This is a genomic window from Runella defluvii (assembly GCF_014195535.1).
Taxonomy (GTDB): Bacteria; Bacteroidota; Bacteroidia; order Cytophagales; family Spirosomataceae; genus Runella; species Runella defluvii.
Genome location: NZ_JACIBY010000013.1, coordinates 126,008 through 150,515 on the forward strand (window position 1 = coordinate 126,008; position 24,508 = coordinate 150,515).

The 24,508-nt window shown below is 46.7% G+C and carries 18 protein-coding genes; 9 read left to right on the forward strand and 9 right to left on the reverse strand.

The genetic code is table 11. From position 1 onward, the window contains the following. Positions 1-33 precede the first annotated feature (33 nt). Together FHS57_RS24455 and FHS57_RS24460 are read left to right on the forward strand one after the other, a co-directional pair. The gene (locus FHS57_RS24455) at positions 34-783 is read left to right on the forward strand and encodes a hypothetical protein (RefSeq protein WP_183978303.1); all 750 of its coding nucleotides are present in this window, start codon (positions 34-36) and stop codon (positions 781-783) included. Between the two features lie 12 nt (positions 784-795). Then, positions 796-1,941: a M28 family metallopeptidase gene (locus tag FHS57_RS24460; RefSeq protein ID WP_183978305.1), complete on the forward strand. Its 1,146-nt coding sequence runs from the start codon at positions 796-798 to the stop codon at positions 1,939-1,941. A 9-nt stretch (positions 1,942-1,950) separates the two neighbouring features. On the opposite strand, the gene pnuC is transcribed toward FHS57_RS24460, so the two are convergent. After that, entirely contained in the window at positions 1,951-2,607 is a 657-nt protein-coding gene (gene pnuC, locus FHS57_RS24465) for a nicotinamide riboside transporter PnuC (RefSeq protein ID WP_183978307.1), read from the reverse strand. A 141-nt stretch (positions 2,608-2,748) separates the two neighbouring features. Between pnuC and glgB the strand changes: the two genes are divergently transcribed. Further along, a complete protein-coding gene (gene glgB / locus FHS57_RS24470) occupies positions 2,749-4,782 on the forward strand; it encodes a 1,4-alpha-glucan branching protein GlgB (protein ID WP_183978308.1) in 2,034 nt (677 codons plus the stop codon). 78 nt (positions 4,783-4,860) lie between these two features. Here glgB and FHS57_RS24475 read toward each other — a convergent pair whose 3' ends face one another. Next, on the reverse strand, positions 4,861-5,592 hold the full coding sequence (locus FHS57_RS24475; RefSeq protein ID WP_183978309.1) for a hypothetical protein: 732 nt from the start codon (positions 5,590-5,592) through the stop codon (positions 4,861-4,863). Between the two features lie 128 nt (positions 5,593-5,720). Between FHS57_RS24475 and FHS57_RS24480 the strand changes: the two genes are divergently transcribed. Then, positions 5,721-6,818 (forward strand): hypothetical protein, encoded by a 1,098-nt coding sequence (locus FHS57_RS24480; RefSeq protein ID WP_183978310.1) that lies wholly within the window; start codon positions 5,721-5,723, stop codon positions 6,816-6,818. Positions 6,819-6,864: 46 nt separating this feature from the next. On the opposite strand, the gene FHS57_RS24485 is transcribed toward FHS57_RS24480, so the two are convergent. Then, positions 6,865-9,453, reverse strand: a complete 2,589-nt coding sequence (locus FHS57_RS24485; protein WP_183978311.1) for a TonB-dependent receptor — start codon at positions 9,451-9,453, stop codon at positions 6,865-6,867. 211 nt (positions 9,454-9,664) lie between these two features. On the opposite strand from FHS57_RS24485, the gene FHS57_RS24490 reads away from it, so the two are divergent. The 5 genes from FHS57_RS24490 (at position 9,665) to FHS57_RS24510 (ending at position 19,214) form a co-directional block, all read left to right on the forward strand. Continuing rightward, complete coding sequence (locus FHS57_RS24490; RefSeq protein ID WP_229601443.1) at positions 9,665-13,507, forward strand: PVC-type heme-binding CxxCH protein; 3,843 nt, start codon at positions 9,665-9,667, stop codon at positions 13,505-13,507. Between the two features lie 228 nt (positions 13,508-13,735). Further along, positions 13,736-16,075 carry a TonB-dependent receptor gene (locus FHS57_RS24495; RefSeq protein WP_221225722.1) on the forward strand — a complete coding sequence of 780 codons (2,340 nt, stop codon included), beginning with the start codon at positions 13,736-13,738 and terminating at the stop codon, positions 16,073-16,075. A gap of 55 nt (positions 16,076-16,130) precedes the next feature. Beyond that, positions 16,131-16,715, forward strand: coding sequence for a Crp/Fnr family transcriptional regulator (locus FHS57_RS24500; RefSeq protein ID WP_183978314.1), 585 nt, complete (start codon positions 16,131-16,133; stop codon positions 16,713-16,715). Positions 16,716-16,793: 78 nt separating this feature from the next. Continuing rightward, positions 16,794-18,080, forward strand: coding sequence for a parallel beta-helix domain-containing protein (locus FHS57_RS24505; protein WP_183978316.1), 1,287 nt, complete (start codon positions 16,794-16,796; stop codon positions 18,078-18,080). A gap of 36 nt (positions 18,081-18,116) precedes the next feature. Beyond that, a complete protein-coding gene (locus tag FHS57_RS24510; RefSeq protein WP_183978318.1) occupies positions 18,117-19,214 on the forward strand; it encodes an SO2930 family diheme c-type cytochrome in 1,098 nt (365 codons plus the stop codon). A 25-nt stretch (positions 19,215-19,239) separates the two neighbouring features. On the opposite strand, the gene FHS57_RS24515 is transcribed toward FHS57_RS24510, so the two are convergent. Genes FHS57_RS24515 through FHS57_RS24540 form a run of 6 tightly spaced genes read right to left on the reverse strand, consistent with a single transcriptional unit; the run spans position 19,240 to position 24,500 of the window. Next, positions 19,240-20,103: a hypothetical protein gene (locus FHS57_RS24515; RefSeq protein ID WP_183978320.1), complete on the reverse strand. Its 864-nt coding sequence runs from the start codon at positions 20,101-20,103 to the stop codon at positions 19,240-19,242. A gap of 4 nt (positions 20,104-20,107) precedes the next feature. Then, on the reverse strand, positions 20,108-20,377 hold the full coding sequence (locus FHS57_RS24520) for a Txe/YoeB family addiction module toxin (RefSeq protein WP_183978322.1): 270 nt from the start codon (positions 20,375-20,377) through the stop codon (positions 20,108-20,110). After that, positions 20,374-20,634 carry a hypothetical protein gene (locus FHS57_RS24525; RefSeq protein ID WP_183978324.1) on the reverse strand — a complete coding sequence of 87 codons (261 nt, stop codon included), beginning with the start codon at positions 20,632-20,634 and terminating at the stop codon, positions 20,374-20,376. The genes FHS57_RS24520 and FHS57_RS24525 overlap by 4 nt, the downstream gene beginning before the upstream one ends. Before the next feature lie 30 nt (positions 20,635-20,664). Then, complete coding sequence (uvrA, locus tag FHS57_RS24530; protein WP_183978326.1) at positions 20,665-23,517, reverse strand: excinuclease ABC subunit UvrA; 2,853 nt, start codon at positions 23,515-23,517, stop codon at positions 20,665-20,667. 39 nt (positions 23,518-23,556) lie between these two features. Further along, positions 23,557-23,952, reverse strand: a complete 396-nt coding sequence (locus FHS57_RS24535; RefSeq protein WP_183978328.1) for a hypothetical protein — start codon at positions 23,950-23,952, stop codon at positions 23,557-23,559. Positions 23,953-23,954: 2 nt separating this feature from the next. After that, entirely contained in the window at positions 23,955-24,500 is a 546-nt protein-coding gene (locus FHS57_RS24540; RefSeq protein ID WP_183978330.1) for an ADP-ribosyltransferase, read from the reverse strand. Between the last annotated feature and the right edge of the window lie 8 nt (positions 24,501-24,508).

Sequence of the window (24,508 nt, forward strand, 5' to 3'; positions counted from 1 at the left end):
GCCACAGATTCAGAATTTTAACCCTCCCTGCCCATGAAACACGGTTACGCGCTTGCTGGATTGTTGTGGTGGTTTTCGTTGTCGTCAGGATTTTGCCAAAACCGCCTTTTTAGAGGACACTGGTACGTAGGTGCCGACGTTGGTATTTTAAGTAGTCAAACCCGCATGGTGGCGGGAGAACTCCAGAAATATAGCTCGGGAGGGTCGGGGATTATGCCCATCTACGGCCTCAAAGTAGGAAGAATCTTGAACCCTTATTTTTCGGTAGAAACGGGGGCGTATGCTTTACCGCTCAATCTTGTTTATCTATACCAAACCGACCGGGTCATTGGAACCAACTCCTTTCGTTTCTTGAGTATTCCTATTCGTGCCAATTGGCGAGTACGGGTTTTTCATGATAAACTGGAAGCACACCTCGGTGCAGGGTTACAATACGTTCGTTCTAATACACCCTATAATTTTACTAAGTTTAGTGGCCTAATCACGTCGCGTGGGCATACGTGGACTGATTCGTTGGCGTATTCAGGTTCGGTTGGGGTGGTTCGCCAACATTCGATAAATGCCGAACTCAACGCAGGCATTCATTGGGCATTGTCACGCCGCTGGACATTGAGCATGTATGCTCGCCAAATGTTCGGTATGATGAACATTGCGCAGATGGAAGTGGCGATTAAAAATAACCAAGAACCCACCGATAAAGCAAGGTTTGTCTCCAAAGGAGCGGGCTTTACCACTGGTGTAGGTATCCGATACAACCTTGCTCCTAAACGACGTTTCAACTAGCCCCCAGTACGAATGGCTTTACAAACATCCTCACTTTTACGACAGCTCACGGCTTTTTCGCACCGTGGTGTTGGTAGTAGCTCAAACACAAAAACGGCGACCCTGATTGCCGAAACCCTTCAAAAAATTGGCTTTACCGTCGAAAAACAAACATTTCAAACCCCCGCGACTTATGTTCCTATTGTTTATTGGCTGATTGGGGTTTTGGCGCTTGGGCTGTTGAGTGTGCAGTGGTGGGGGTTGGTTTCTGTATTGTTGGTAGCCATATCTGCGGTCAATGGTGTTCTTTACTTCGATTGGCGTCCCTCTTGGCTGCTATACGCCCCGCCTTTGGTACGTGCCGAGAACGTGATTGGGCGTTATGGAAAAAAAGCCAATGGTCAAAAAGTGATTTTGATGGCACATTTCGACTCTGCTCCTGTCTCTTTTTTGTACCGACGCCAAACCAAAGATGGTTTCCGCAATTCCATTCGAGCAAGTATGGTTTTGATGGCTTTGGCGGTTCCTGTGGTAGGGTTAAGTTATCATTTGCCCCAAAACCAGTATTTACTGGTGATTCGGGTGTTGTTAGTCACTTATTTTCTGGGGCAAGCCATTTTGGGGACAATAGGTTTTTGGCAAAAAGGGTTTACCAACGGTGCGAGTGACAACGCCACGGGCGTAGTGGCTGCGTTGGCAACTGCGGAGAAATTGAAGGCGTTACTGAAAGATGCGGAGATAGAAGTCGTACTGACCAACGCCGAAGAGGCAGGCATGATAGGAGCCTATCATTACTTTCAGAAAAAGTTTGATAAAAGTCGCCAAAATTACCTCATCAACTTCGATACATTGGGAAATGGCCAGTTGAATGTCATTACAAAAACGGGTAGTTTGTCGTTGATTGAATACAACAATGACCTAACAAAAACGGCATTGGCATTGATTGAAACCCAGCCCCAATTTAAAGAGATAGCCGTAGGAGATTGGCATACGGCTGATTTTGACTCCGCTTGGTTTGTCAGGGCGGGAATTCCTTGCATGACGCTTTCGGCCTTAGACGCCGAGGGAACCATGCCCAATATTCACCGCCCAGAAGATACCATTGACCATGTGGACGAAGCTCCTATGCACCAAGCGATTGATTTTGCGGTGGCCGTTGCCCAAAAAAATTCCCAGTAATTATTGGCTCTATTTGGAATAATTTCGGTATTCCTTTGTCCAGTTGTAAGCCCCAAAAGCGGCGATAAAACAGAAAACAAAGTAAAGCAAAGCATACAGCTTCACGTCTTTGAGCGAATACATGTAGGTAGAAATGGCATCGATCAAGAGCCACACGTACCACGCTTCAATTTTTTTGCGAATGAGCATAAAAGTAGCAACAATGCTCATCACCGTAGTGAAAGAATCCATGTAAGGAAACGCGCTGGGCTGACTAAATAAGGTAGGAAATAATCCGTGCAAATTTTTGGCAAAAGTGCCTAACAGTACCGTACAGATAAGCCCACCGACGCCCAGAAAAAGCCATTGTTGCACCGATAATTTGCTAATTCTAAGTTCGTTTTTGAGGTTGGCTTCTGCTGCTTGCGGGTATTTCCATTGCCACCATCCGATGAGGTTGGTAATGAAAAAGAATACCTGCAAAAACATATCGGGATATAATTGTATCTGATAAAACAACACAAAAGCCAGTACGACATTGACCAAGCCAATGATCCAGCTCCACACATTTTCACGGGCTGAGAGCCAAACTGCCACGCCGCCAGTGATGGTTGCCCAAAATTCGAGGTGGCTCATTTGGTAGCCTAATGCCTCAAAAAAGATGTTATTGATGTCAAAAAAATCCATTTGTGTAGGTAGCCCGTTAAAGAGATAGGGGGAGTATTTTAATTGGAAAAAGATTTTTTAAACTTAATAGTACAATTATGGCTCGAAAAAATCTATTTTGCGGCATATAACCTATAGTGAACCAACTCTAAGCTCAATATTATGGCAAAATCAACCAAAACAAAAAAAGAAGTTGTAGCCGAACCCTCTGTCCCTAAAAAAACGCGCAAGAAAGCCGAACCCGTTGTAGAAGCAGCAGAAACTGCCGAAATAGCGGTGGAGTTGAAAAATGTTGAAGAATATTCCCTGTTTTCCGAATTTGATATTTACCTTTTTAAATCAGGAAAGCACTACAAACTGTACGAAAAACTCGGTTCGCACGTCGTCGAGTTCAAAGGTGTCATTGGTACGTACTTTGCAGTATGGGCTCCCAATGCGCGTTTCGTCTCGGTGATTGGAAATTTTAACGGCTGGAACCGTGGAAGCCACCCACTAAGCGCTCGCTGGGATGGCTCAGGTATTTGGGAAGGGTTTATCCCGAATATTGGTCGTGGCGAAGTTTACAAATACTTTATTCACTCCAATAACCACGGCCAAGACCTCGAAAAAGCCGACCCGTTTGCTTTGTGGTGCGAAGTGGCGCCCAAGACGGCTTCGGTGGTTTGGGATACGTGGTACGAATGGCAAGATGAGGCGTGGATGCGCGACCGTCGGAAAAACAATGCCCTCAATGCGCCGATGTCGGTCTATGAAGTGCATTTGGGTTCATGGATGCGCGACCCCGCCGATCCCGAACGGTTCCTTAATTACCGCGAGATTGCCGATGCCATGGTGCCTTACGTCAAGGAAATGGGCTTTACCCACGTAGAGTTTATGCCCATCATGGAAGCGCCTTATCCGCCGTCGTGGGGCTACCAAATCACAGGCTATTTCTCGTGTGCGTCGCGCATGGGAGCGCCGCAAGATTTGATGTACTTGATTGAAAAGCTTCACGAAGCAGGGGTTGGGGTGTTGATGGACTGGGTACCTTCTCACTTCCCAGGCGATGCGTACGGGTTGTACAATTTTGACGGAACACACCTCTATGAGCACGCCGACCCACGCAAGGGTTACCATCCCGACTGGAAGAGCTATATCTTTAACTACGGCCGCAACGAAGTGCGCTCGTTTTTGATTTCTAATGCCTTGTTCTGGCTGGAACGCTACCACGCCGATGGTTTGCGGGTGGATGCCGTGGCGTCGATGCTGTACCTCGACTACTCACGCAAACACGGAGAATGGATTCCTAACGAATTTGGAGGCCGTGAAAACTTGGAAGCAATTTCGCTCTTGCGCGAAATGAACGAAGCGGTTTACAAAGAGTTCCCCGATGTTCAAACCATTGCCGAAGAATCGACGGCCTTCCCTGGCGTTTCTCGTCCTGTGTATTTGGGCGGTTTAGGCTTTGGTATGAAGTGGATGATGGGCTGGATGAACGATACCTTGAAGTATTTTGAAAAAGACCCAATGTATCGTCGTTGGCACCAAGACCAAATCACGTTTAGTTTGGTTTATGCCTTCTCCGAAAACTTTATGTTGCCACTTTCGCACGATGAAGTGGTGTATGGTAAAGGTTCGCTGATTGGAAAAATGCCAGGGGATGATTGGCAACGCTTTGCCAACCTCCGTTTGTTGTTTACGTACATGTACACACACCCAGGAACGAAGCTAGTATTCATGGGTGGGGAGTTTGGACAAGAACGCGAATGGAATTTCCAGCAGTCGCTCGACTGGCATTTGCTCAACCATGGCTCGCACCAAGGTATGAAAGCCTGCATGAAGGCCCTCAACCAAACACTGCGTAGTCAGCCAGCTTTACACGATTACAACTTCTCACCCGAAGGGTTTGAATGGATAGATGCCCAAGACCGGGACAACTCGATTGTGATTTATATGCGCAAAGGCATCAATCCAAGCGACACCATAGTGGTAGTGCTCAACATGACGCCAACGCCACAGTATCAATACCGCATAGGTGTTCCTGCGGCGGGTAGTTGGGAAGAGGTGTTTAACAGCGATTCGACTGCGTATTTTGGTAGTGGCGTGAGCAATGCGACGCCGATTGAGGCCGAGCCTATCAAGTGGCATGGACGGGAACAGTCGGCTTTAATTACGATTCCACCGTTGGCGGGTATCGTGTTGAAACGCAAAGGATAATACATTAGACCTACGCATAAAAAAACTCCCTCGGTACATGCCTGAGGGAGTTTTTTTATGGTTATGTAAAACCCAAAATTAGAAGAGTAAACTTAAACCTCCTCCAAAGCTCAATAAACCTATTGGGTGTACTTCTCTGATTTTGTCATCTACCTTATCTTCACCGATGGTGAGGGTGCTGGTGAGGTTGTTGTACGACGCACGCGTGCTGATGTAGTCGGCATGGACGGCGAGGGCAAAATTGCGAGTTACTTTCACGCGAATGCTGCTACCAGCACCTACAGAAAACGAACCGCTTTTGGTCTGGGAGGTTTTGATGGTCAAAGGTACATCATAAAACTGCCCTTTGAGTTCTGTCGATGGACGCTCAATCCAAGAATAACCACCTGTGACGCGGGCATCAAACATCAAAAGCCCTTTGGACAAAGTCATGTAAGGGCCTACCATGAAGTGCGAGCAGTTCCAAGTACCTCCTGTAACACTCCAACTTCCTCCAGAGTGACTTGTTTGGATATTTTGAACTAGCTTTTGGGTACTTGATTCATTTAAACAATTGGTAAACGAACCTACCACCCCCAAACGGCGCGTAAGACGATAGCCGCCTGTGATTTGCATAGAAGTACCACGCAGCGCTGATACGTCCGAAGGTGCTGTGGGGTCGCCTTTCATGAGCGACTTTACAGGCATACTGATACCTCCTGAAAGGTTGATAAAACCACGGTGGTCGATGTGTGATAAAATAAAAGTTTGCTGGCCAAAACTCATACCTGCGATGAGCATAGCAACAACCGATGTATATACTTTTTTCATTTTATTGTATGGATTAAGGTTACTTGATTAGGGTCTATCAAACTCCGTGCCAAACTTTTAAATCGCTGATTTACAGTTGGGATTTGGTGCCAATGTTTTTGGTGAAAAAGATTTTGCGATATTCGTACATGGATTTAACTAGCGCAGAACTACTGGAGAGAATCATCGGAAAAATTGCGGCTTTGCAGTCGAAAGGGGAAGGATGTTTTGATGAAGGGCTTTTTCCAGCCCAGCGCGTCAACCGCTCAATTGGGTACGTAAGGCCAGATACGACGGTGTTTTTTACGGCCGTTGTTGTGTTTACACTACAAAAAATAAAATCAACGCTACCCAAGAAAGCCCAACAACAGGTGGAAGTAATGGAAGAAAAAGCGTTAAAAACGTACCCGCTTTTTCGGAACAAAGATGGCTTGAAAACGTATAATTTTTGGAAAACACGGCCGTCTAATCATTTTCCAAATGGCTATTTATTTCGCCGATTCGAACATTTTCGGATTCCCGATGACGTGGACGATACAGCCATGATTTATCTGACTTCATCGCCTACCAACGAAGAGGTAAAATGGCTAAAAGAGAAGCTGATTTTACACGCGAACCTCACGAAACTACAGGTGAAGAATACCTACGCCGATTATCGGAATTTACGGGCGTATTCCACGTGGTTTGGAAAAAATATGTACATCGAATTTGACGCTTGTGTGTTGGCCAATTTGATGTATTGTATTTATGAATACCAACTTCCGCTCAATCGACACGACGAGGATAGCTTGACCTACATTCGGTCGGTTATTGAAACAAATCGATACCTTGAGGAGCCGTTTCGCTGTGCCCACGAATACCCAAGAACGGTTCCGATTATTTACCACGTAGCTCGGCTTATGGGTGCTTTTGTCGTTCCAGCGTTGGAACCCATTCGGGAAAAATTGATGGCAGATACGCAGCAGTTGTTGACCCAAAAACAACCGATTTTGGACGAAATTGTGTTAAAAACATCATTGATACGCTTAGGGGGGACGGAAGGGATAACCGTGAGCCGTGATTTGTCAACCTTGACAAAGGCCGACTTTGAAGGGTTTTACTTTTTTATTGCGGGTTTGTTGACGGCCTACGAACATCCTTGGCTTTACCGATGGGCCAAGTCGCCACTGGTGCAAATGCGTTGGGAGTGTGAAGCGCATTGTTGGACGCTCATTGCTGAGTATGTGGCCTTATCACAAAGCTTGTAACGGTACTTCAAGCCATTGCTCACTGCTTGAAGTACCGTTGTTGGAATTAGAAATTAAACCGAAGTTTACCAAAGAAAGAGCGACCTACGTAGCCCATCTGTACAGATTCGTACATGCCTCCCGTTTCGCTTTCGTTGGGGTTGTGGTTGTTGGTATAAGTGCCAAGTAGGTTAGAGCAGCCGATGATTAACCGAGTCCCTTTTTTGAGCAAAAAGCCGACGGAGGCATCAGAAATAACACGGGCGTTGTAGATGTTTGAGATGTAATTCCCTTGGTCGTCTTGGCCGTGGCTTTTGATGTCAATTTTAGAAAACCCAATAAAACGAAGGTTCGCATTAAACTTGGGTTGTTGAAGCGCAAAGGTCAGGTTGAATTTATATTTTGGCGCAGCATATAAAACGTAAGACTGGTCACGTTCCGAAAAATAGTACTCTTCTTTTCCTGCCAAAGACGCCGTTGTGTTGATTTTTCCCAAAGAAAGGTGGTTGTAATTCATGGAAAACATCGTTTCGAGCTTCCCTTTTTCGCCAATTTCTGAAAAAGCCGTTCCCACAATGTCCACCCCATAACTTTGTGTACTCAGGGCGTTGGTAAAAAATAAGGCCGATTTTACGTCCAAAGGTTTGAGGTATTTGGCAAGGTCGGGGTCGTCTTCGCTAAAATCGCCTGTCAACAAAATACGGTTTTTGACTGATACATAATAACCATCCACGGTTAGGCTAAAGTTGGTATTGGGCTTAAAAACAGCACCTGCACTGGCGTTAATGGCGGTTTCTTGCTTGAGAGGTTGGACCCCAAGCGCGCGCGTAATGGAGCTATTGTTGGCGGCCAATACTTTTTCAAAAGAGGCTCCATCTACCACGTCGTTGAAAATAGAGCTAAAATGCGATTGGGCCAACGAAGGCGCGCGGAATCCCGTACTGGCTGATCCTCTGAGGGCGAAGGTTTCATTTACTTTCAGTCGAAACGAAACTTTGGCATTGAGGGCATTTCCAAAATCGCTATAACGCTCAAAACGAGTCGCAAAAGTGGCCAACAGCGAGCGTGTAAGGTCGGTTTCTAGGTCGGCATAAGCGCCCAAATTGGTACGGACTGCATTCACTTCGTTGTCGGGCCGATAGCCTGGGAATGTCTGAGCGCCGCCAGGCAAATCAGCGGCGTTGGGGTATTTTTTCCAAGAAGCTTCTTCACCTGCAAACACGTAATAGTCTTCAACCCGTAATTCGGTGCCCAACGCTACGTGGGTTGTACGCAGGCCATTTCGAAATTTGCGTGTTAGGTGCGCTCCTGTCACGTTTTGCAATAACCCAAAGCCGCCTGCATCAAACGAACGGGGCGAGTTTGCTCCCAACGAAGCGTTGAGGGTATTGGCAACGGTATAGTGCATTTGGTTTTGGCCAAAGGTATTGTTGATGTCAAAGTTCCATGCATTGTTGGTTTTGGTTTTTACGCCCACGGAAAACGTTCCATCCCAAATTTGTGACAAAATACGGGGTTCAAAACCATTGGGATAAATCGCTTTGATGTTCCGTTCGTTGTCGGCCTCATACGTCCAAGAATTCGCATCCGTACCACGTGATTGAATACCGCCAAAAGCATAGAAAAACAGTTTTTTCTGACGGTTAAAAGGCGCTTCAGTGTTAAAATACACACTATAACTGTTCACTTTGGCATCGCCAAACTTGGCACGTGGCACTTCGCTATAGGCACTATAAGAGGGGCGGTATAAGCGACCACGGCCCATGTAGTCGGCGGTTACATCAAAAAAGCCGTCGTTTTTAAGTGCTTTCCCGTAGTGTAAACTGTAGTTTTGAGAAAAGCCATCTCCTTGGTCGGTAATGCTGTGGTTGGTATTGACTTTTAGTCCATTGGTGCTAGATTTCAGTACAATGTTAATAACGCCCGCAATGGCATCCGAACCGTACTGGGCACTGGCGCCATCGCGTAATATTTCGACGCGGTCAATCGCCGCTACTGGAATGGTGTTGAGGTCGGTAGGGGTGTTGCCACGACCTGTGGTTCCAAACAAGTAAATAAGCGAAGCTTGGTGCTTACGTTTACCATTGATAAGTACCAAAACTTGGTCTTGTCCAAGCCCCCGCAATACCGACGGGTCAACATGGTCGGCACCATCCGAACCCGACTGGCGGTTGGAGTTGAACGAAGGGAGTACAAAATGGAGTAGTTGACTCAAATCTAACTGCCCAAAGGCATCGGCAAACTGCTCAATCTTGAGGTTGTCGATGGCCACGGGGGTGTCGGTGTACGTACGGGTATTGGCGTCGCGCGTGCCGACTTCGGTTTCTTCCTGCGTAAGGTCGCTAGAAACGCGCATGGAGATGTTGAGTTGATAATCGACAACGCCAAAACGAATGAGGGTGCGGTAGGTGACGTAGCCTGGCATTGTAACTCGGACAAAATACTCACCTCGACTGACGGGGATACTGTACCTTCCGTCGCGCCTTGTCGGGGCTGAGACATCAAGTCCTTCGACTGTGACTTGGGCTCCGATGAGAGGCTTGCCTGTTTGATTTTCATACACGCGCCCTGTGAGTTGTTGGGCAATGACGGCAGAATAGGCAATAATGAGCAAGAGTAAAGTTGTAATAACTTTTCTGGTAGAGAATAGCAGCATGATGGATTAGAGTAGTGTTGAGGTCAATAATTTCTACTTTGTTAAAGTGGTTTTTTATGAGTTACGTCTTGACTTTGGTATATGCCTCATTTTTGAGCCACCTAAAAAGTAGCGTTATATTAAATCAATTGTTTGAAAATAACAATGATTTGTAAAAGGAACATTTTGTATTTGAATGCTTTTAAGAATAAATAGGCTTAATTCAATAGATATGAAGAGATTATCTGCGTTTTTGGGATTCATTTTATGTTTATTAGTAGGAATGGCATTCGTTCCAAAGGAAAAACAACAGTTGAAAATTCCGCCAAAAAAGTCGGTATTACATGCTGTTTACGACTCAAAAAATTCAACCATTTCGGTGGCTCGTTTAGGTATAAAGCAGCCGATTTTGGTACAAAATGTAAAACCCGACCACCGACCTTATCTGCACCCCATCGTGGCGCCCGATGGTAAGGGGGTTTTGACGGAGTACAGCCCTGGTCATCACAAACACCAAACGGGGATTTACTGGGGATTTACGCGGGTCAACGGCCGCGATTATTTCCATCATCCCGAAGGCGATTATTGGCGTAAAGTTTCGGCCAAAGTCATCAAAGCACAGGGCACGGAAGTGAAATGGGAAACGGTGTATGACCTGCTCGACGAAAAAGGCAACGCCGTACTGACCGAAACCCAGACGTGGGTGATGCGCGAACAGGATGGCCGCTATTTGCTGGATTTGGAATGGGCAGGAGAAGCCCAAACCGATGTGACCATCGGTAAGTACGACTACGGCGGGCTGTTTGTACGGATGCCGTGGAAGCAGGGCATTAAAGGAGAGGTAATTAATGCGGCTCGCCAGAAAAACGAGAAGGCTGAGGGGCAGCGTGCGGGCTGGGTTGATGTAGGTATGCAGATTGAAGGTCGTTCCGACTGGGCGCATATCGCCATACTAGATCACCCCGAAAACAAAGGCTTTCCGCAGCATTGGCGGGTGGACGGTCAGCTGGGAATTGGCCCTGCCAAGGCACGCCTGAGCGACTGGCAGATTCCGAAAGGGAAAGTGGAAGTGATTAAACACCAGCTGGTGATTTATACGGGCGAGCTCAACGACGTGAAAATGAACAACACGTGGAGCGACTACAGCGGACAGGAAATGATGTATTCGTTGTGGGGCATTGCGCAGCAGGAAGGCCGCGACGCTAAATTTCTGACGCCCGAAGAAGCTATTGCCAACATGACGTTGAAGGAGGGTTTCAAGGTAAATACGTGGGCGTCGGAACCGATGATGACGCAGCCAATGGCCTTTTGCTGGGACGACCGTGGTCGCTTGTGGGTGGCCGAAAACCGCGATTATGAATCGCGCGGAAGTGGTTTTTCCAACGCAGGGAACAGCCGTATCTTGATTCTGGAAGATACCAACCACGACGGCGTGGCTGATACCAAAAAGGTGTTTCTGGAAGGCATTGCCTTTCCTGCGGCCATGGCGGTGGGTTTCGACGGGCTGTATCTGGGTGCTCCGCCAAACCTGCTTTTTGTACCCGACCGCAACCACGACGACGTGGCCGACATGAACGATATTGAGGTGCGCTTAACGGGCTGGGGCATTCGCGACCGTCACGAAACCCTGAACAGCTTGCATTGGGGACCCGATGGCTGGTTGTACGGTTGTCAGGGATTTGCAACCCCGTCGAAGGTGCGTAAACCGACGGGAAAAGGCAAACTGTATCGCCACAAAGACCCGTTCCCCGAAGACTTATTGCAAGGGGAAGGCGTGGACATCAACGGCGGGGTGTGGCGTTATCACCCGACTAAAGATAAATTTGAAGTGGTAGCGCACGGGTTCAGCAATCCGTGGGGAATAGACTACAACGCCAAAGGGCAGCTGTTTATCAGCGCCTGCGTGATTCCGCACATGTGGCACATCATTTTAGGCGGAATTTACCACCGTCAGGGGGGGCAGCATTTTAACCCTTACATGTACAGCGACATACGAACCATTGCCGACCACAGCCACCGCTCGGCTCACGGCGGGGCGCGGGTGTATCAGTCGGACGCATTTCCTGAGGAGCATAAGGGGCGTATTTTTATGGCCAACATCCACGAACACGCCGTTTTATCGGATGTGCTGGTGCCGCGCGGGTCAGGGTTTGTGGCCAAACACGGTGACGAACTCCTGATGGCAAACAACGCTCAGTGGGTGGGATTCAGCATGGAAGTCGGGCCTGACGGCGGGCTGTATGTGCTCGACTGGCACGATGCCGACATTTGCGGTAAGGAAGTGGTGAACGGCGAAACGGGGCGAATTTTTCGCATTATGCCGAAAGAATCACTGGCCAAAAACTGGGACGGCCGCTACGATGATTTGTCAAAACTAACGGATAAACAACTTGCCGCCCTGCAAACCAGCCCGAGCGATTGGCATGCGCGCCGTGCACGGGTGATTCTTCAGTCACGCGCCGTCAAAGGAAGCATCGCTGCCGATGCGGTGACGGAACTCCAGACGATTTTTCAACAAAACGCCAATCCTGATTTTCGTCTTCGGGGGATGTGGGCGTTGTACGTGACCAACCGGTTGTCAGCCAACGATTTACAGGCATCGCTGGCGGATAAGGATGAATACGTTCGGGCGTGGGCGATTCAGTTGTTGTGCGAAGACAAAGCCCCCAGCTCGGCGGCATTGGCCGCATTTGCAAAAATGGCCAAAGACGATCCTTCACCCGTCGTTCGGTTGTATCTGGCATCGGCCATGCAGCGGGTAGATACTGAAACGGCGTGGAAAATAGCGGAGCAATTGTCCCGTCACGGCGAAGACAACGAAGACCACAATTTGCCTAAAATGATTTGGTTCGGACTGGAACCACTGGTAAAAACCAACCCGCAAAGGGTGCTGGAGTTGGCCGCTCAGGCGCAAATTCCGCTGGTTTCAAAATACGTAGCCCGTCGGTTGATTGATGCCAATGCGCCAGAAAGCGTAGTGGGAGCTTTGGCAAAGTCTGGAACTTTGCCAAAGCTCAATGTTGTCAGTATGCTGGAAGGGATGCGGGACGGGCTGGAAGGCCGTTTTGACCTCAAAGCGCCTGCCAACTGGTCGGGGTTGTACGCTAAACTCAAACAAAGCGGGGGTGAAACCGCCCAATTGGCGTTACAGATTGCTCAGCGTTTTGGCGATACCGAGGCCACGCAGAAGTCGATGGTGACGCTCAAAAACAAAAATGCGCCGTTGGTGCAGCGTCAGCAGGCGTTGCAGGCCATTGCCGTCCGTAAGCGCGAGGAACTGGTGGCCGAAATTCCCGCCTTGCTCAACGAACCAAAACTGCGTTTGGACGTGATTCGTGCCATTGCCGATTATGACAAAGAACCGCTGGCGAAGTTGTTGATTTCGAATTACAAAGACTTTACGGCGACCGAAAAACAACAGGCCATTCAGACCCTTTCGTCGCGGCCAAAATACGGCTGGCAGTTAACGCAAGCTCTTAAAAATCAGGTCATCCCCAAGCGGGACGTGCCGCCGTATGCCGCACGACAGTTGCTGCGGGTAGTCGGTAGCGGGTTCATCGAAGTGTGGGGGCCGATTGAGCAGGAGCCATCGCTGGAAAAATCGTACGCCAAGTACCAGCGCATGATTACCGAAAAAGCCGTTGCGACGGCCAATCCCGTGAAGGGTGAGGCGGTGTTTCAGCGGACGTGCGGAAGCTGCCACAAAATGTACGGAAAAGGCGGCAACATTGGCCCCGATTTGACAGGCTCCAACCGCGCCAGCCTCGACTACTTATTGTTCAACGTGCTGAACCCCAGCGGCGAAATTCAGGACGATTACAAACTCGTCGTCGTCACTACCCGCGACGGGCGCACGTACTCAGGCAACGTCATTGCCGAAAACGAGCGTCAGTTGACGATGCGCGTTGTTGGGCAAGATGCTGTGGTTGTCAACAAATCCGCCATTCAGTCGCGGGAAGTAATGCCGACATCGTTGATGCCCGTCGGTTTGTTCGACAACCTGTCGGAACAGGAAGTGCTGGATTTGGTCAAGTACCTGCGGTCGGTGAAAGGTGAGAAGCAAGCAAAGAAGTAAAAAGATTCGCGCTGCCGAAAGTTTGAGCTTTCGGCAGCGGGGAAAGTAATTAAGTACTTACTGACATTTTTGAATTTAAATTGTACTTCAGTTGCTTCCCTTCGGTTGTATGGAGACCCAATAAAAATTAACTTTCTCACAACCTTTGTTCAATAAGTCATCCATTACCCTATGCGAAACCACTATCTTCTAGCTTGTTTATTGATACTGAGCCACTGTTTTGGTATAGTGGCACAAACCAAAACCCAAACCGTGCGTGGACGAGTGATTGACCGTGTCAATCGGCAACCGATGGTGGGTGTATCGGTGATGGTAGTGGGGACAACGCAGGGAGCCCAAACCAATACCTTGGGTGAGTTTGTGCTGCCAAATGTGCGCATTGGTCGTACGTCGGTGAAGTGTTCGATGGTTGGTTATGAGGATTTTACAACGGAAGAGTTTATCCTGAACTCAGTTCGAGAGGTGGTATTGAACATCGAATTGAAAGAAAATCTATACAATTTACAAGAAGTAAAAGTTGTGTCGGCGCAAAACCTCAGTCGGCCTGTCAACGACCTCGCGTATGTCAGTGCGCGTTCGTTTACGGTGGAAGAAACCGAGCGCATCCCTGCGTCGGTCAACGACCCTGGGCGGATGGCGTTGGCGTATCCAGGCGTAAAAGCAGGGCGTGACGAAAACGAGAATAAAATCATTGTGCGAGGCAATTCTCCTTTTGGTATTCTGTGGCGTTTGGAAGGTATCGATATTCCCAATCCCAATCACTTTGCCCAGCCTGGTTCGGGGGGCGGTGGGATTTCGGTGTTTAGTGCCCAACTTCTCGGGCGATCCGATTTCTTTACGGGAGGAATGCCCGCCGAATACGGGAATGCCTTGTCGGGGGCTTTTGATATTCGTTTTCGGGAAGGAAACCTACAAAAACGAGAATATCGCGCCAAAATCGGGGTACTGGGACTCGATTTCTCGATCGAAGGAGCCATTAAAAAAGGACGTTCGTCGTACCTTATTAACTACCGTTATTCGACGTTGGGACTGCTGAGCCAAATGGGTTTTTATTTAGTGGGCGAACGCGTCACCAACCTTTTTCAAGACCTGTCGTTCAATTTGGCTTTTCATAGCAAAGATGGCAAACGTACTACGACCGTTTTCGGGTTAGGAGGTCTCAGTGAAGAACATTATATGCCCGTAGAGCCCGCCGATAAACGGATAGTGGGCAAAGCCGATAACTGGGAAGACCGCGTACGACCTGCCAACATGGGGGCGTTGGGCGTGACGCATACGGCCAATCTCAGCGAAAAATCGTCGATAAAATACGTAGTAGCGGTGATTGGAAGTGGCATTAAACGCAACTCGGATACGCTCAATTTGCAAGATGTACGGTTTCGGTACGATACCCAACAGTACGATGAGTTTCGACTGGCCGCCACTGCCGCTTACAATTATAAATTTGATGCCAAAACACGCCTAAAAGCAGGGCTTATTGCCAATTATATTCAGTTTTCGTTCTTTAAAGAAACCGCCCCGCGCGCTTCCGTGACCGATATTAATGTCATCAACGCGGGTCGTCAGCAGTCGGTCAATGGCAAAGGAACGACCCAAACGGTGCAAGCGTACGCGCAAATTGTCCGTAACCTTACCGACCGATTAGTAATGAATGCGGGCTTACATTCGATGTACTTGGCGTTAAACAATACAACTTCTTTGGAGCCACGCTTATCGTTTCAATACCGTTCGCCCAAGGCGCATACGGTGAGCTTGGCATACGGGCTTCACAGCCAATTGTTGCCGATGAGTACATATTTTTACCTCAAAAAAGACACCATTGCGGGAAAAATTGTGGAATCTTATCCCAACCAAAACGCTGCTTTCCCACGGTCACATCATTTGATTTTGAGCTATAATTACATCACACCAAGCTTGTGGAAGTTTTCGACCGAAGTGTACCTACAACTGTTGCGCAAAGTCCTTGTAGAACCCAATGCGGGTTCGGCGTATTGGATGCTTAACGGCGCAGATGGCTTTCCTGAGTTTACAACGGTGGCGAAAGGCAAAGGAAAAAACTACGGAATAGATATGTCGGTCGAGCGCTTTTTCTCGAAAAAATACTACTTGCTTATCACAGGTTCGTTGTTTAACTCGACCTACCAAACCGCCGATGGAAAAACCTATAATTCGGCTTTCAATGACCGATTTAGCACAGCGCTGACGTTCGGACGAGAGTTTACGTTTAAAAATGGTTCGGTATTCCAACTAGGCGCTCGTTCGATGTACAATGGCGGGTACCGATATACCCCGATTGATGTGGTGGCATCGGCCAAAGCCAAGCGTTTTGTCCCGCTCGCAGGGGCTGATTATGCTGCCCAAGCGCCTGCTTATTTCCGCGTTGACGGGCGGGTTTCGTACCGTTCCAACCGCAAAAAGTACGCAACGGTGCTTTCACTCGATGTCCAGAATGCGACCAATTACATCAATTATACCAGCACCAGCTACAACGTCGCGACCAATACCCTCGAAGCACGCCGCGCAGGAAACGGTTTTGTGCCAGTGTTGAGTTATCAAATTGATTTTTAGGCGCTTGTGCGCCGTTAACTGTTATTCGTTAACCGTTATCTGTGGAGGGTTTTCTATGCAGTCGGAACTTGATTTTATTACGTATTTAGAAGCATTTATTCCGCTGTCGGTGGAGGCGAAAACGGCTTTGTCGGACGTTCTGAAAGTGAGGCAATACGCTAAACGTGAGCATATTGTACCGTTGAATGGCGTCAATGATGTGATTTCGTTTGTGGTAAAGGGATGCGTTCGAGAATATTATCTCAATGAACAAACCGAAGAAGTAGTGGTGTGGTTTGGACTCGAAAAAGACATTGCGGTGTCGTTGCCAAGTTTCATTTCCCAACAACCGAGTCACACGGCGATTCAGGCCATTGAACCTACCAAAGTGATTCAAGTCAGTCGCGCGGATTTGTATCAACTGTACGACCAATTTCACGAGATTGAACGTTTGGGACGCATCATTGCGGAACATTATTTGATGAACAGCGATGCGTACATCAAAGAGCTACAAACACAAAATGCTGCCGAACGCTATCAGCATCTGATGGAACAAAAACCCCAAATTTTGCAGCGCGTGCCGCTGTCGATGGTGGCCTCGTTTTTAGGAATCAGCGGTGAAACCCTCAGCCGAATCCGCGCCAAACGAGTAAGTCGATGATTTTTTGACAAATGTCAAGAAACAGTCTGCCAATAAGACGGTACTTTTGTCCAATAACCATAAACCTCTCACCTGTACATGAAATTATTAACAACCCTCGTCGGGGCTGTCATGGTAGCCGTCTTGATGACCGCCTGTGGTTCCAAAGAAACCAAAAAAAGTAAGCTAGACATTGCCGCTTTGCCCAAAGCTACGCCCGAGCAAATGGAGGCGCTGGTTGCAAAGTTTATTGAAGCAAAAGAAGGCGAAACGATTGAAATTCCCGAAGGCTTTTACGAAATGAATACCCAGTTGATTTTAGATAAAGTCAACAAAGTAACCATCAAAGGAGCAGGGATGTATAACACGGTGTTGTCCTTTAAAAACATCAAAACGGGAGGCGAAGGGGTAAAAATCGCAGGCGATGGCATTACGCTGCAAGATTTTACCGTCATGGATGCGCCTGGGGATTGCATCAAAACGCAACATTGCAACAACATCACGTTTCGGGCAGTGAACACTACTTGGACCAATGATAAAAATTCTAAAAATGGTACTTACGGCATTTATCCTGTTCAGTGCAAAAATGTATTGGTAGAAAAATGCGAAGTTTCTCACTCGCGCGACGCGGGGATTTACGTGGGGCAATCGGAAAATATCATCGTTCGCGACAATTATGTGTTTGAAAACGTAGCGGGTATCGAAATCGAAAATTCGGACAATGCCGAAGTGTATAATAACCTTGCCGAAAACAACACGGGAGGAATTTTGATTTTCAATTTGCCAGGTTTGCCCAAGGCTTTTGGTTCGCGTACGAAAGTATATAACAACACGCTCAAAGAAAACAACCACGAAAACTTTGCCGAGGTGAGCAACGGTCAAAATGGCAATGCCGTAACGATGATTCCTCCAGGAAGTGGCATTATCGTGTTGGCAGGAAATGAGGTGGAGATTTTTAATAATAAAATCTTGAATCACAAGACGTACTCAATTGCCATCGCAAGTTATCACATCACCGAATTGCCCATTCCTAACCACCCAGGTTGGTCGCCATTTACCACGAATATATCGGTACACGACAATACCTTTGAGCGAACGTTCGGGGTGCCTGACTTAACCAAAGAAATGGGGAAATTGGTGGCGGCGAAGTGCTTTAAATCGCAAGATGTGATTTATGATGGCATCATCGACGAGAAAAAAGGAAAATCGGCGGAGCAAAACCCGATGAATATTTGCATCAAAGAAAACCAGAAAGATTTTCGTTTTTCGCGCTTCTTAATCCCTGCCAGTGGGGCAGTCACCGAAATTGAGGTATTCAATGATGTCAAGCCGTTTGCGGCGTGTAATGTAGAGGTAAAAACGGACGTGAAAAACCTAAACCTGTAAGGTTTTTAAAACTTGTAATAACTGTTTTTAAATTTTATGTTTAAATCAAAACTCATCTGGTTATCGCTCGTAATGATAACAGTAGGTTGGTTATACAGTTGTAGGGTTCAAAACAGCTTAACGGCGCACCCTTCCCAACTGAATTTTAGCGAATTTCCCCTTAAAAAACTCTCAGAATACGGTTTTTATAAAGGAGAATTAAAGCAATTGTCCCCCAACGATAACGTACTTGAATACGAACCTGCCGCGACGTTGTTTACCGATTATGCCTTTAAAAAACGCTTTGTTTGGATGCCCGAGGGTACATCGGCGACGTTTGACGTGAGTCAGCCCAACGAACCGTTGGATTTTCCTGATAAAACAATTTTGGTCAAAAATTTCTACTATCCCCAAGATTTCTCCAAACCGACGGGCGAACGTCGTATTCTTGAAACGCGCCTGTTGGTAAAAGACCAAGGAACGTGGAAAGCCTATCCCTACCGTTGGAAGGACGACCAAACCGAAGCCGATTACAAAATAACGGGTGAAACGATTCCCGTAAACTGGAAAGACGAAGCAGGGCAAATGCACCAGATAAATTATGCCATTCCCAACAAAAATCAGTGCAAAAGCTGCCACAATCGGAAGGACGTTTTTATGCCTATTGGGCCAAAAATCAAGCAGTTGAACCACGAACTTGCCTACCAAGACGGCAAAGAAAACCAGTTGGCACGTTGGCAAAAAGTGGGGTATCTAAAAGCCAAAGCAGAAGATATTGCTAAAATTGTGCCTTTGGTGGGCATGAACGAGGCGAAGGCGTCACTCAATGACCGTGCGCGGTCGTATTTGGATGTCAACTGTGGGCATTGTCACCACGCCAATGGCCCCGCTTCTACGTCGGGTTTGTACCTGAATTACGAAGAAAAAGACCCGTTTCATTGGGGGGTGTTGAAATCGCCAGTGGCAGCGGGGATGGGGGCAGGGCCTTACCGATTTGACATAAACCCAGGCAAAGGAAAAGAATCCATTCTTACCTACCGCATGAATTCGGTGCACCCGGGCGTAATGATGCCCGAAATTGGCCGAGTGAGCATCCACAAAGAAGGCGTAGCGCTGATTACGCAGTGGATTGATGGGTTGGAGAAGAGGAAATAGGAGGTGATATAAAATAGTGCCTATTTCAAGAGGGAGATGTTATTTTTATATCAAATAGAGGTTTTTGGCGTATTTTGTTGACTAAGTCGAAGTTTATAGGGTCAGGTTCAAAGAAGTCTTTTGCGGGAACCGTTTCAATTGTAGTAGTTTGGATAAGGTCTAACGTTTTGAGTCTTTCAATTAACTCGTGATATGACAGTAGAAACTTACTGTAAGAATTGATATTCGAGTTAAAGGGAATACGATCAAGGTCAGAGCCTCTTTCTGTTCTCACGTAATCATTTAAAAAAGGCTCTTCTTGTTCTGGAAGGTTTTTAAACTTGTCTTGAATTTGATGAAGTGTTGGGTGATACAACTCAAAAAAGCGACCCAGGACAATCTTAGATTCATTTAAAAAGAATGCTTTATGTTGACTTGTTAAGTTAAAAGTGGTTGTCGAATCAATTAAAAGCACTACGCTGCCAAGTTTATCAATTACCTTATTTAAAAATACTTGCCCGTCTGTGTAAAGAAAGATGTCAAGTACATTTGGAATGGTGGTTTTATCAGCAGGATTATGAAGGTCTTTGAAAGAAGCAGGGTACTCAATATCCAAATTCTGATAATGCCTTTCTAGAGCTTTTAATAACAAATCAAGATCTGTGGCACTTTTGGAATGATTATTTGAGGAATGTTGGTCTTGAAAGGTACGATAAACAAGGACAAAGGTTATGAGTCCAATAACAGGGGAGAATAGTCCACCAAACGTATCTCCAAGAGGACCTGAAACAGCAACTGTATCTTTGAGGTTGCCATAGTGTAATATCAGAGACCCAAGAAAAACGACGGCACAAATAGCAGTAAGTACAACATTAATGACTAATCTAGGATCTTTCAGGAGATTTTTCATACCTTCATTTGTCGCTGTAATGTCCTTTAACGGAGATAATTAAAATAAGCTCATCAGATTCCACTCTATATACCAAACGGTGCTCATCAGTTATTCTGCGAGACCAATATCCTTTCAAATCCCCCTTCAAAGGCTCCGGTTTTCCAATGCCTTCGAAGGGATGTCTGCGAATATCTTTTAAAAGCTCATAAATGCGCTTGAAAACATTGCGATTGTAAATTCCCCAATCTGCAAAATCATCAAAGGCATCAGCATCAAAAACCAACTTTCTCATTTTTGTAATAGTCGCTTAGCCATGTCATCTAGCTCATCCTCTGAAACTTCTACGACCTGAGTCCTTGATTCTACATTGGCAGCGGCCTTTTTTAATCGTGTCCAATAAGCATCTGCGCTTTCAGGTTCATTAAGCCCAAAATCGTGCGAGGCGGTAACCGTAATTTGTAATTCCTGTTGATTTTTAAACAGCGTTTTGATTACCTCAATAAATTCGGTATTCAGTTCGTCGCGGCGTAACACAAAGGTTGATTCCATAACTTTATTGGTTTTCTTCAAAATTACAAATTACTCCAACTCCATCTTCAAAAACTTCCCAGTAAAGCTTTCCTTTACCTTCGCTACTTGTTCTGGTGTGCCTTCGCCGATGATGCGCCCGCCGCCGTTTCCACCTTCGGGGCCAAGGTCGATGACGTGGTCTGATACCTTGATGACATCCAAGTTGTGCTCAATAATCAGTACCGTGTTTCCCTTGTCGGCGAGTTTGTCTAAGACATGAAGCAAATGTTTAATGTCCTGAAAATGAAGCCCCGTCGTAGGTTCGTCCAAAATATAGAGCGTTTTGCCTGTGTCTTTTTTAGAAAGTTCTTCGGCCAATTTTACCCGCTGTGCTTCCCCTCCCGACAAGGTAGTGGCGTGTTGGCCAAGGGTAATGTATCCTAAGCCCACGTCGTTGAGGGTCTGAACTTTACGGTGGATTTTGGGAATACTTTCAAAAAACTCCAGCGCTTGTTCCACCGTCATGTCGAGGACATCGGCCACGGATTTTCCCTTGTAGCGTACTTCTAACGTTTCACGGTTAAAACGCTTGCCTTTGCAGGTGTCACAATCAACGTAAACGTCGGGCAAAAACTCCATTTCGATTTTTTTCATTCCCGCGCCTTCGCAATCCTCACAACGGCCGCCTTTTACGTTGAAGGAAAAACGTCCAGGTTTGTAACCACGAATTTTGGCTTCGGGAAGTTCGGCAAACAACGTACGGATTTCCGAAAATAAGTTGGTGTAGGTAGCAGGATTGGAGCGAGGCGTGCGGCCAATCGGTGACTGGTCCACCTCAATTACTTTGTCGATATGCTCTAGTCCCTCGATGTTTTTAAACGGTAACGGTTCGCGTTTTGAATTGTAAAAATGGCGGTTGAGAATCGGGAACAACGTCTCGTGAATGAGGGAAGATTTCCCGCTGCCGCTCACGCCCGTTACGCTCACCATTTTGCCAAGCGGAAGTTTGAGCGTTACGTTTTTGAGGTTATGCCCCGTTGCACCTTTCAACACAATGGCATTACCGTTTCCTGCGCGGCGTTTTTTAGGAATTTCGATGGCGCGGCGTCCACTCAAAAAGTCGGAAGTGAGAGAGCCGTTCTCAAGAAACTCAGCGGGAGTTCCGTGGCCTACCACTTGTCCGCCGTGGCGTCCCGCGCCAGGGCCGATGTCGAGGATATAATCGGATTCGAGCATCATGTCTTTGTCGTGTTCGACGACGAGGACAGTGTTGCCCAAATCCCGTAGTTTTTTCAATGAATCAATCAGACGAACGTTGTCGCGTTGGTGCAATCCGATACTGGGTTCATCCATGATGTAAAGCACGCCCGTAAGCTGCGTCCCGATTTGCGTAGCCAGACGAATACGTTGCGCTTCCCCGCCCGAAAGGGTTTTCAGAGGACGGTTGAGCGTTAAATAATCCAAGCCAACGTCCAATAAAAAACCAACTCGCTTGCGAATTTCCTTGAGCACTTCACGGCCAATCAACCGCTGACGTTCGGTGATACGCTCTTCCAGTCCGTCGTTGATCCAGCGGCTCAATTCACTAATATCAGCTTCGGCTAATTCGGCAATGTTTTTATCCCCAATTTTAAACCAAAGCGCTTCTTTTTTCAAACGAGCTCCCTTGCAATCGGGGCAGGTATTGATGTGCATAAAATCCTTGAGCCATTCCTGAATTTTCTCCGTTCCGTTTTCTTGCTGACGGCGCAAAAACGGAATGATGCCCTCGTATTTGGTGTTCCACTCGGTGCCTTCGTACTTTTTGGAAGGCACGGGCACAGGCTCGTCGGTGCCGTTGAGCATAATGTCAATGGCCTCAGCGGGAAACTTCTCAATCGGGGTATTGAGGTTTACTTTGTAAGGTTTGAGTAATACTTCAAGTTGTTTGAAAATCCACAAATCGCGGTACTCGCCGATGGGAGCAATAGCGCCTTTGCTGAGACTGAGGGTTTTATCGGGCAAAATACTTTCTTCCGTAATTTCCTCAATCACTCCTAGACCTTGGCACGTAGGGCACCAGCCGTAAGGGGAGTTGAAGGAAAAACTGTTGGGAGCAGGGTCGTCGTAACTGATTCCCGACTCAGGATCCATGAGGTTTTGGGAGAAATAATGCACTTGGTTTTTCGCGTCCAAAAGCATCATTACCCCTTTTCCTTGTTTGAGGGTGGTTCCGACCGATTGACTCAATCGAAAACGATCATCCGTTTTTGGAATCAACCTATCAATAACAATTTCGATGTCGTGGATTTTGTAACGGTCGAGCTGCATTTTGGGCGTAATGTCCTGCACTTCACCGTCCACCCGCACTTTGGTGTAGCCTAGTTTGGCAATTTGAACAAACAATTCGCGGTAGTGCCCTTTCCGTCCTTTGACGACAGGGGCGAGTAGGATAGACTTTTGATTCTCAAACTGACCGAGAATTTGGTCAATGATTTGGTCTTGCGACTGCTTAATCATGGGTCGCCCCGTGGCGTAGCTGTAAGCATCGCCTGCACGGGCGTACAAAAGGCGCAAAAAGTCGTAGATTTCGGTTACCGTCCCGACCGTAGAGCGGGGGTTGCGCGAGGTGGTTTTTTGTTCAATGCTAATGACGGGACTGAGTCCTTCGATTTTGTCCACGTCGGGGCGCTCCATGTCGCCCAAAAAACCACGGGCATAGGCCGAAAAGCTCTCCATGTAGCGGCGTTGGCCTTCGGCGTAAATGGTATCAAACGCAAGGGACGATTTTCCACTGCCGCTGATACCCGTCACTACCACGAGTTTATTTCGCGGAATGGTAACGTCGATATTTTTTAAATTGTGTTCTCTGGCTCCCATAACCTCAATGCGGTCGTGGCCTGTGAGTTCGATGTCTGTTAAAATAGGCTGATTGTTCTCCATGAATTGGTAACGCAAAACGAAACCGTAAAGTTACCAATTCTATTGGGAGGGCGTATTAGGGAGCAGCTCTGTTTCGAGCGAAGATTGAAATTTTTTGTGCAAACGCCACCCAGGAATAGTGTTTAAGTACTCTTCATAAGAGACTCCTTCAGGAACTTCTATGATCGAATCAAAACCGCTAAATTGGAATTGTGCTTCATAGAGATCTTGAAATTTATCTAGTAGATTGATGAGGCGAACTTTTATTTGTTTTGGCAGTTTCCTGTTTTTTAATTTATGTTTGATATCATCCATCATACTAGTAAGTATCTCTTTATTGAGAGCCATATCTTCTTCACCGTAACTTTCCTGATATGAGATACGCAAAGACTCCATAATATCATGAAATAGCAAGTCAGGCTTTTCTTCCTTTGGTTTATGAGTAAGTATAGCCATAATCAAATTTCGTAAAGTACCACATTTAACAAATTACCGTGCTCGTCTTGCAAAATATCAACAACCTCAAAATTAGTATTACACCGAAATAATACTTCTCGCTCATTTTGAGAGTCATTTATCCCAAAGTTAGCAATATGCTCAATCTTTTTACCCGTTTTACTGTAAATTTTTATGGATGTCTTTCCAAACATGTAAGCCGTTTCTTTGCTTCGACTTGAGGAGTAGAATTGACTTTTGGTTATAATCTCATCTTCTTCAAATGCTCTAATGTATATTTCTGCTTGCTTTTGAGATAAATCTTCACCTCGATAAACAACTCCTTCATAGTCGGGTAGTTTTGACAAACATTCATTAAGAAGTTGGGCGAAAAGTGGTAAATTCTGACCTTGATTTAATCGCAGTTGTTCATTTACATCTTCGTATCCAGTTACAGAATATTTATAGATAATTGCCTTCTCAAAATTTGTGAGTAAAGGCTCTTGCCTATCTTTTACTAACTGAATTTCTTGCTGTAAATAAGCTATAGCGTATTCTTCTACTGTCATATTTTAAC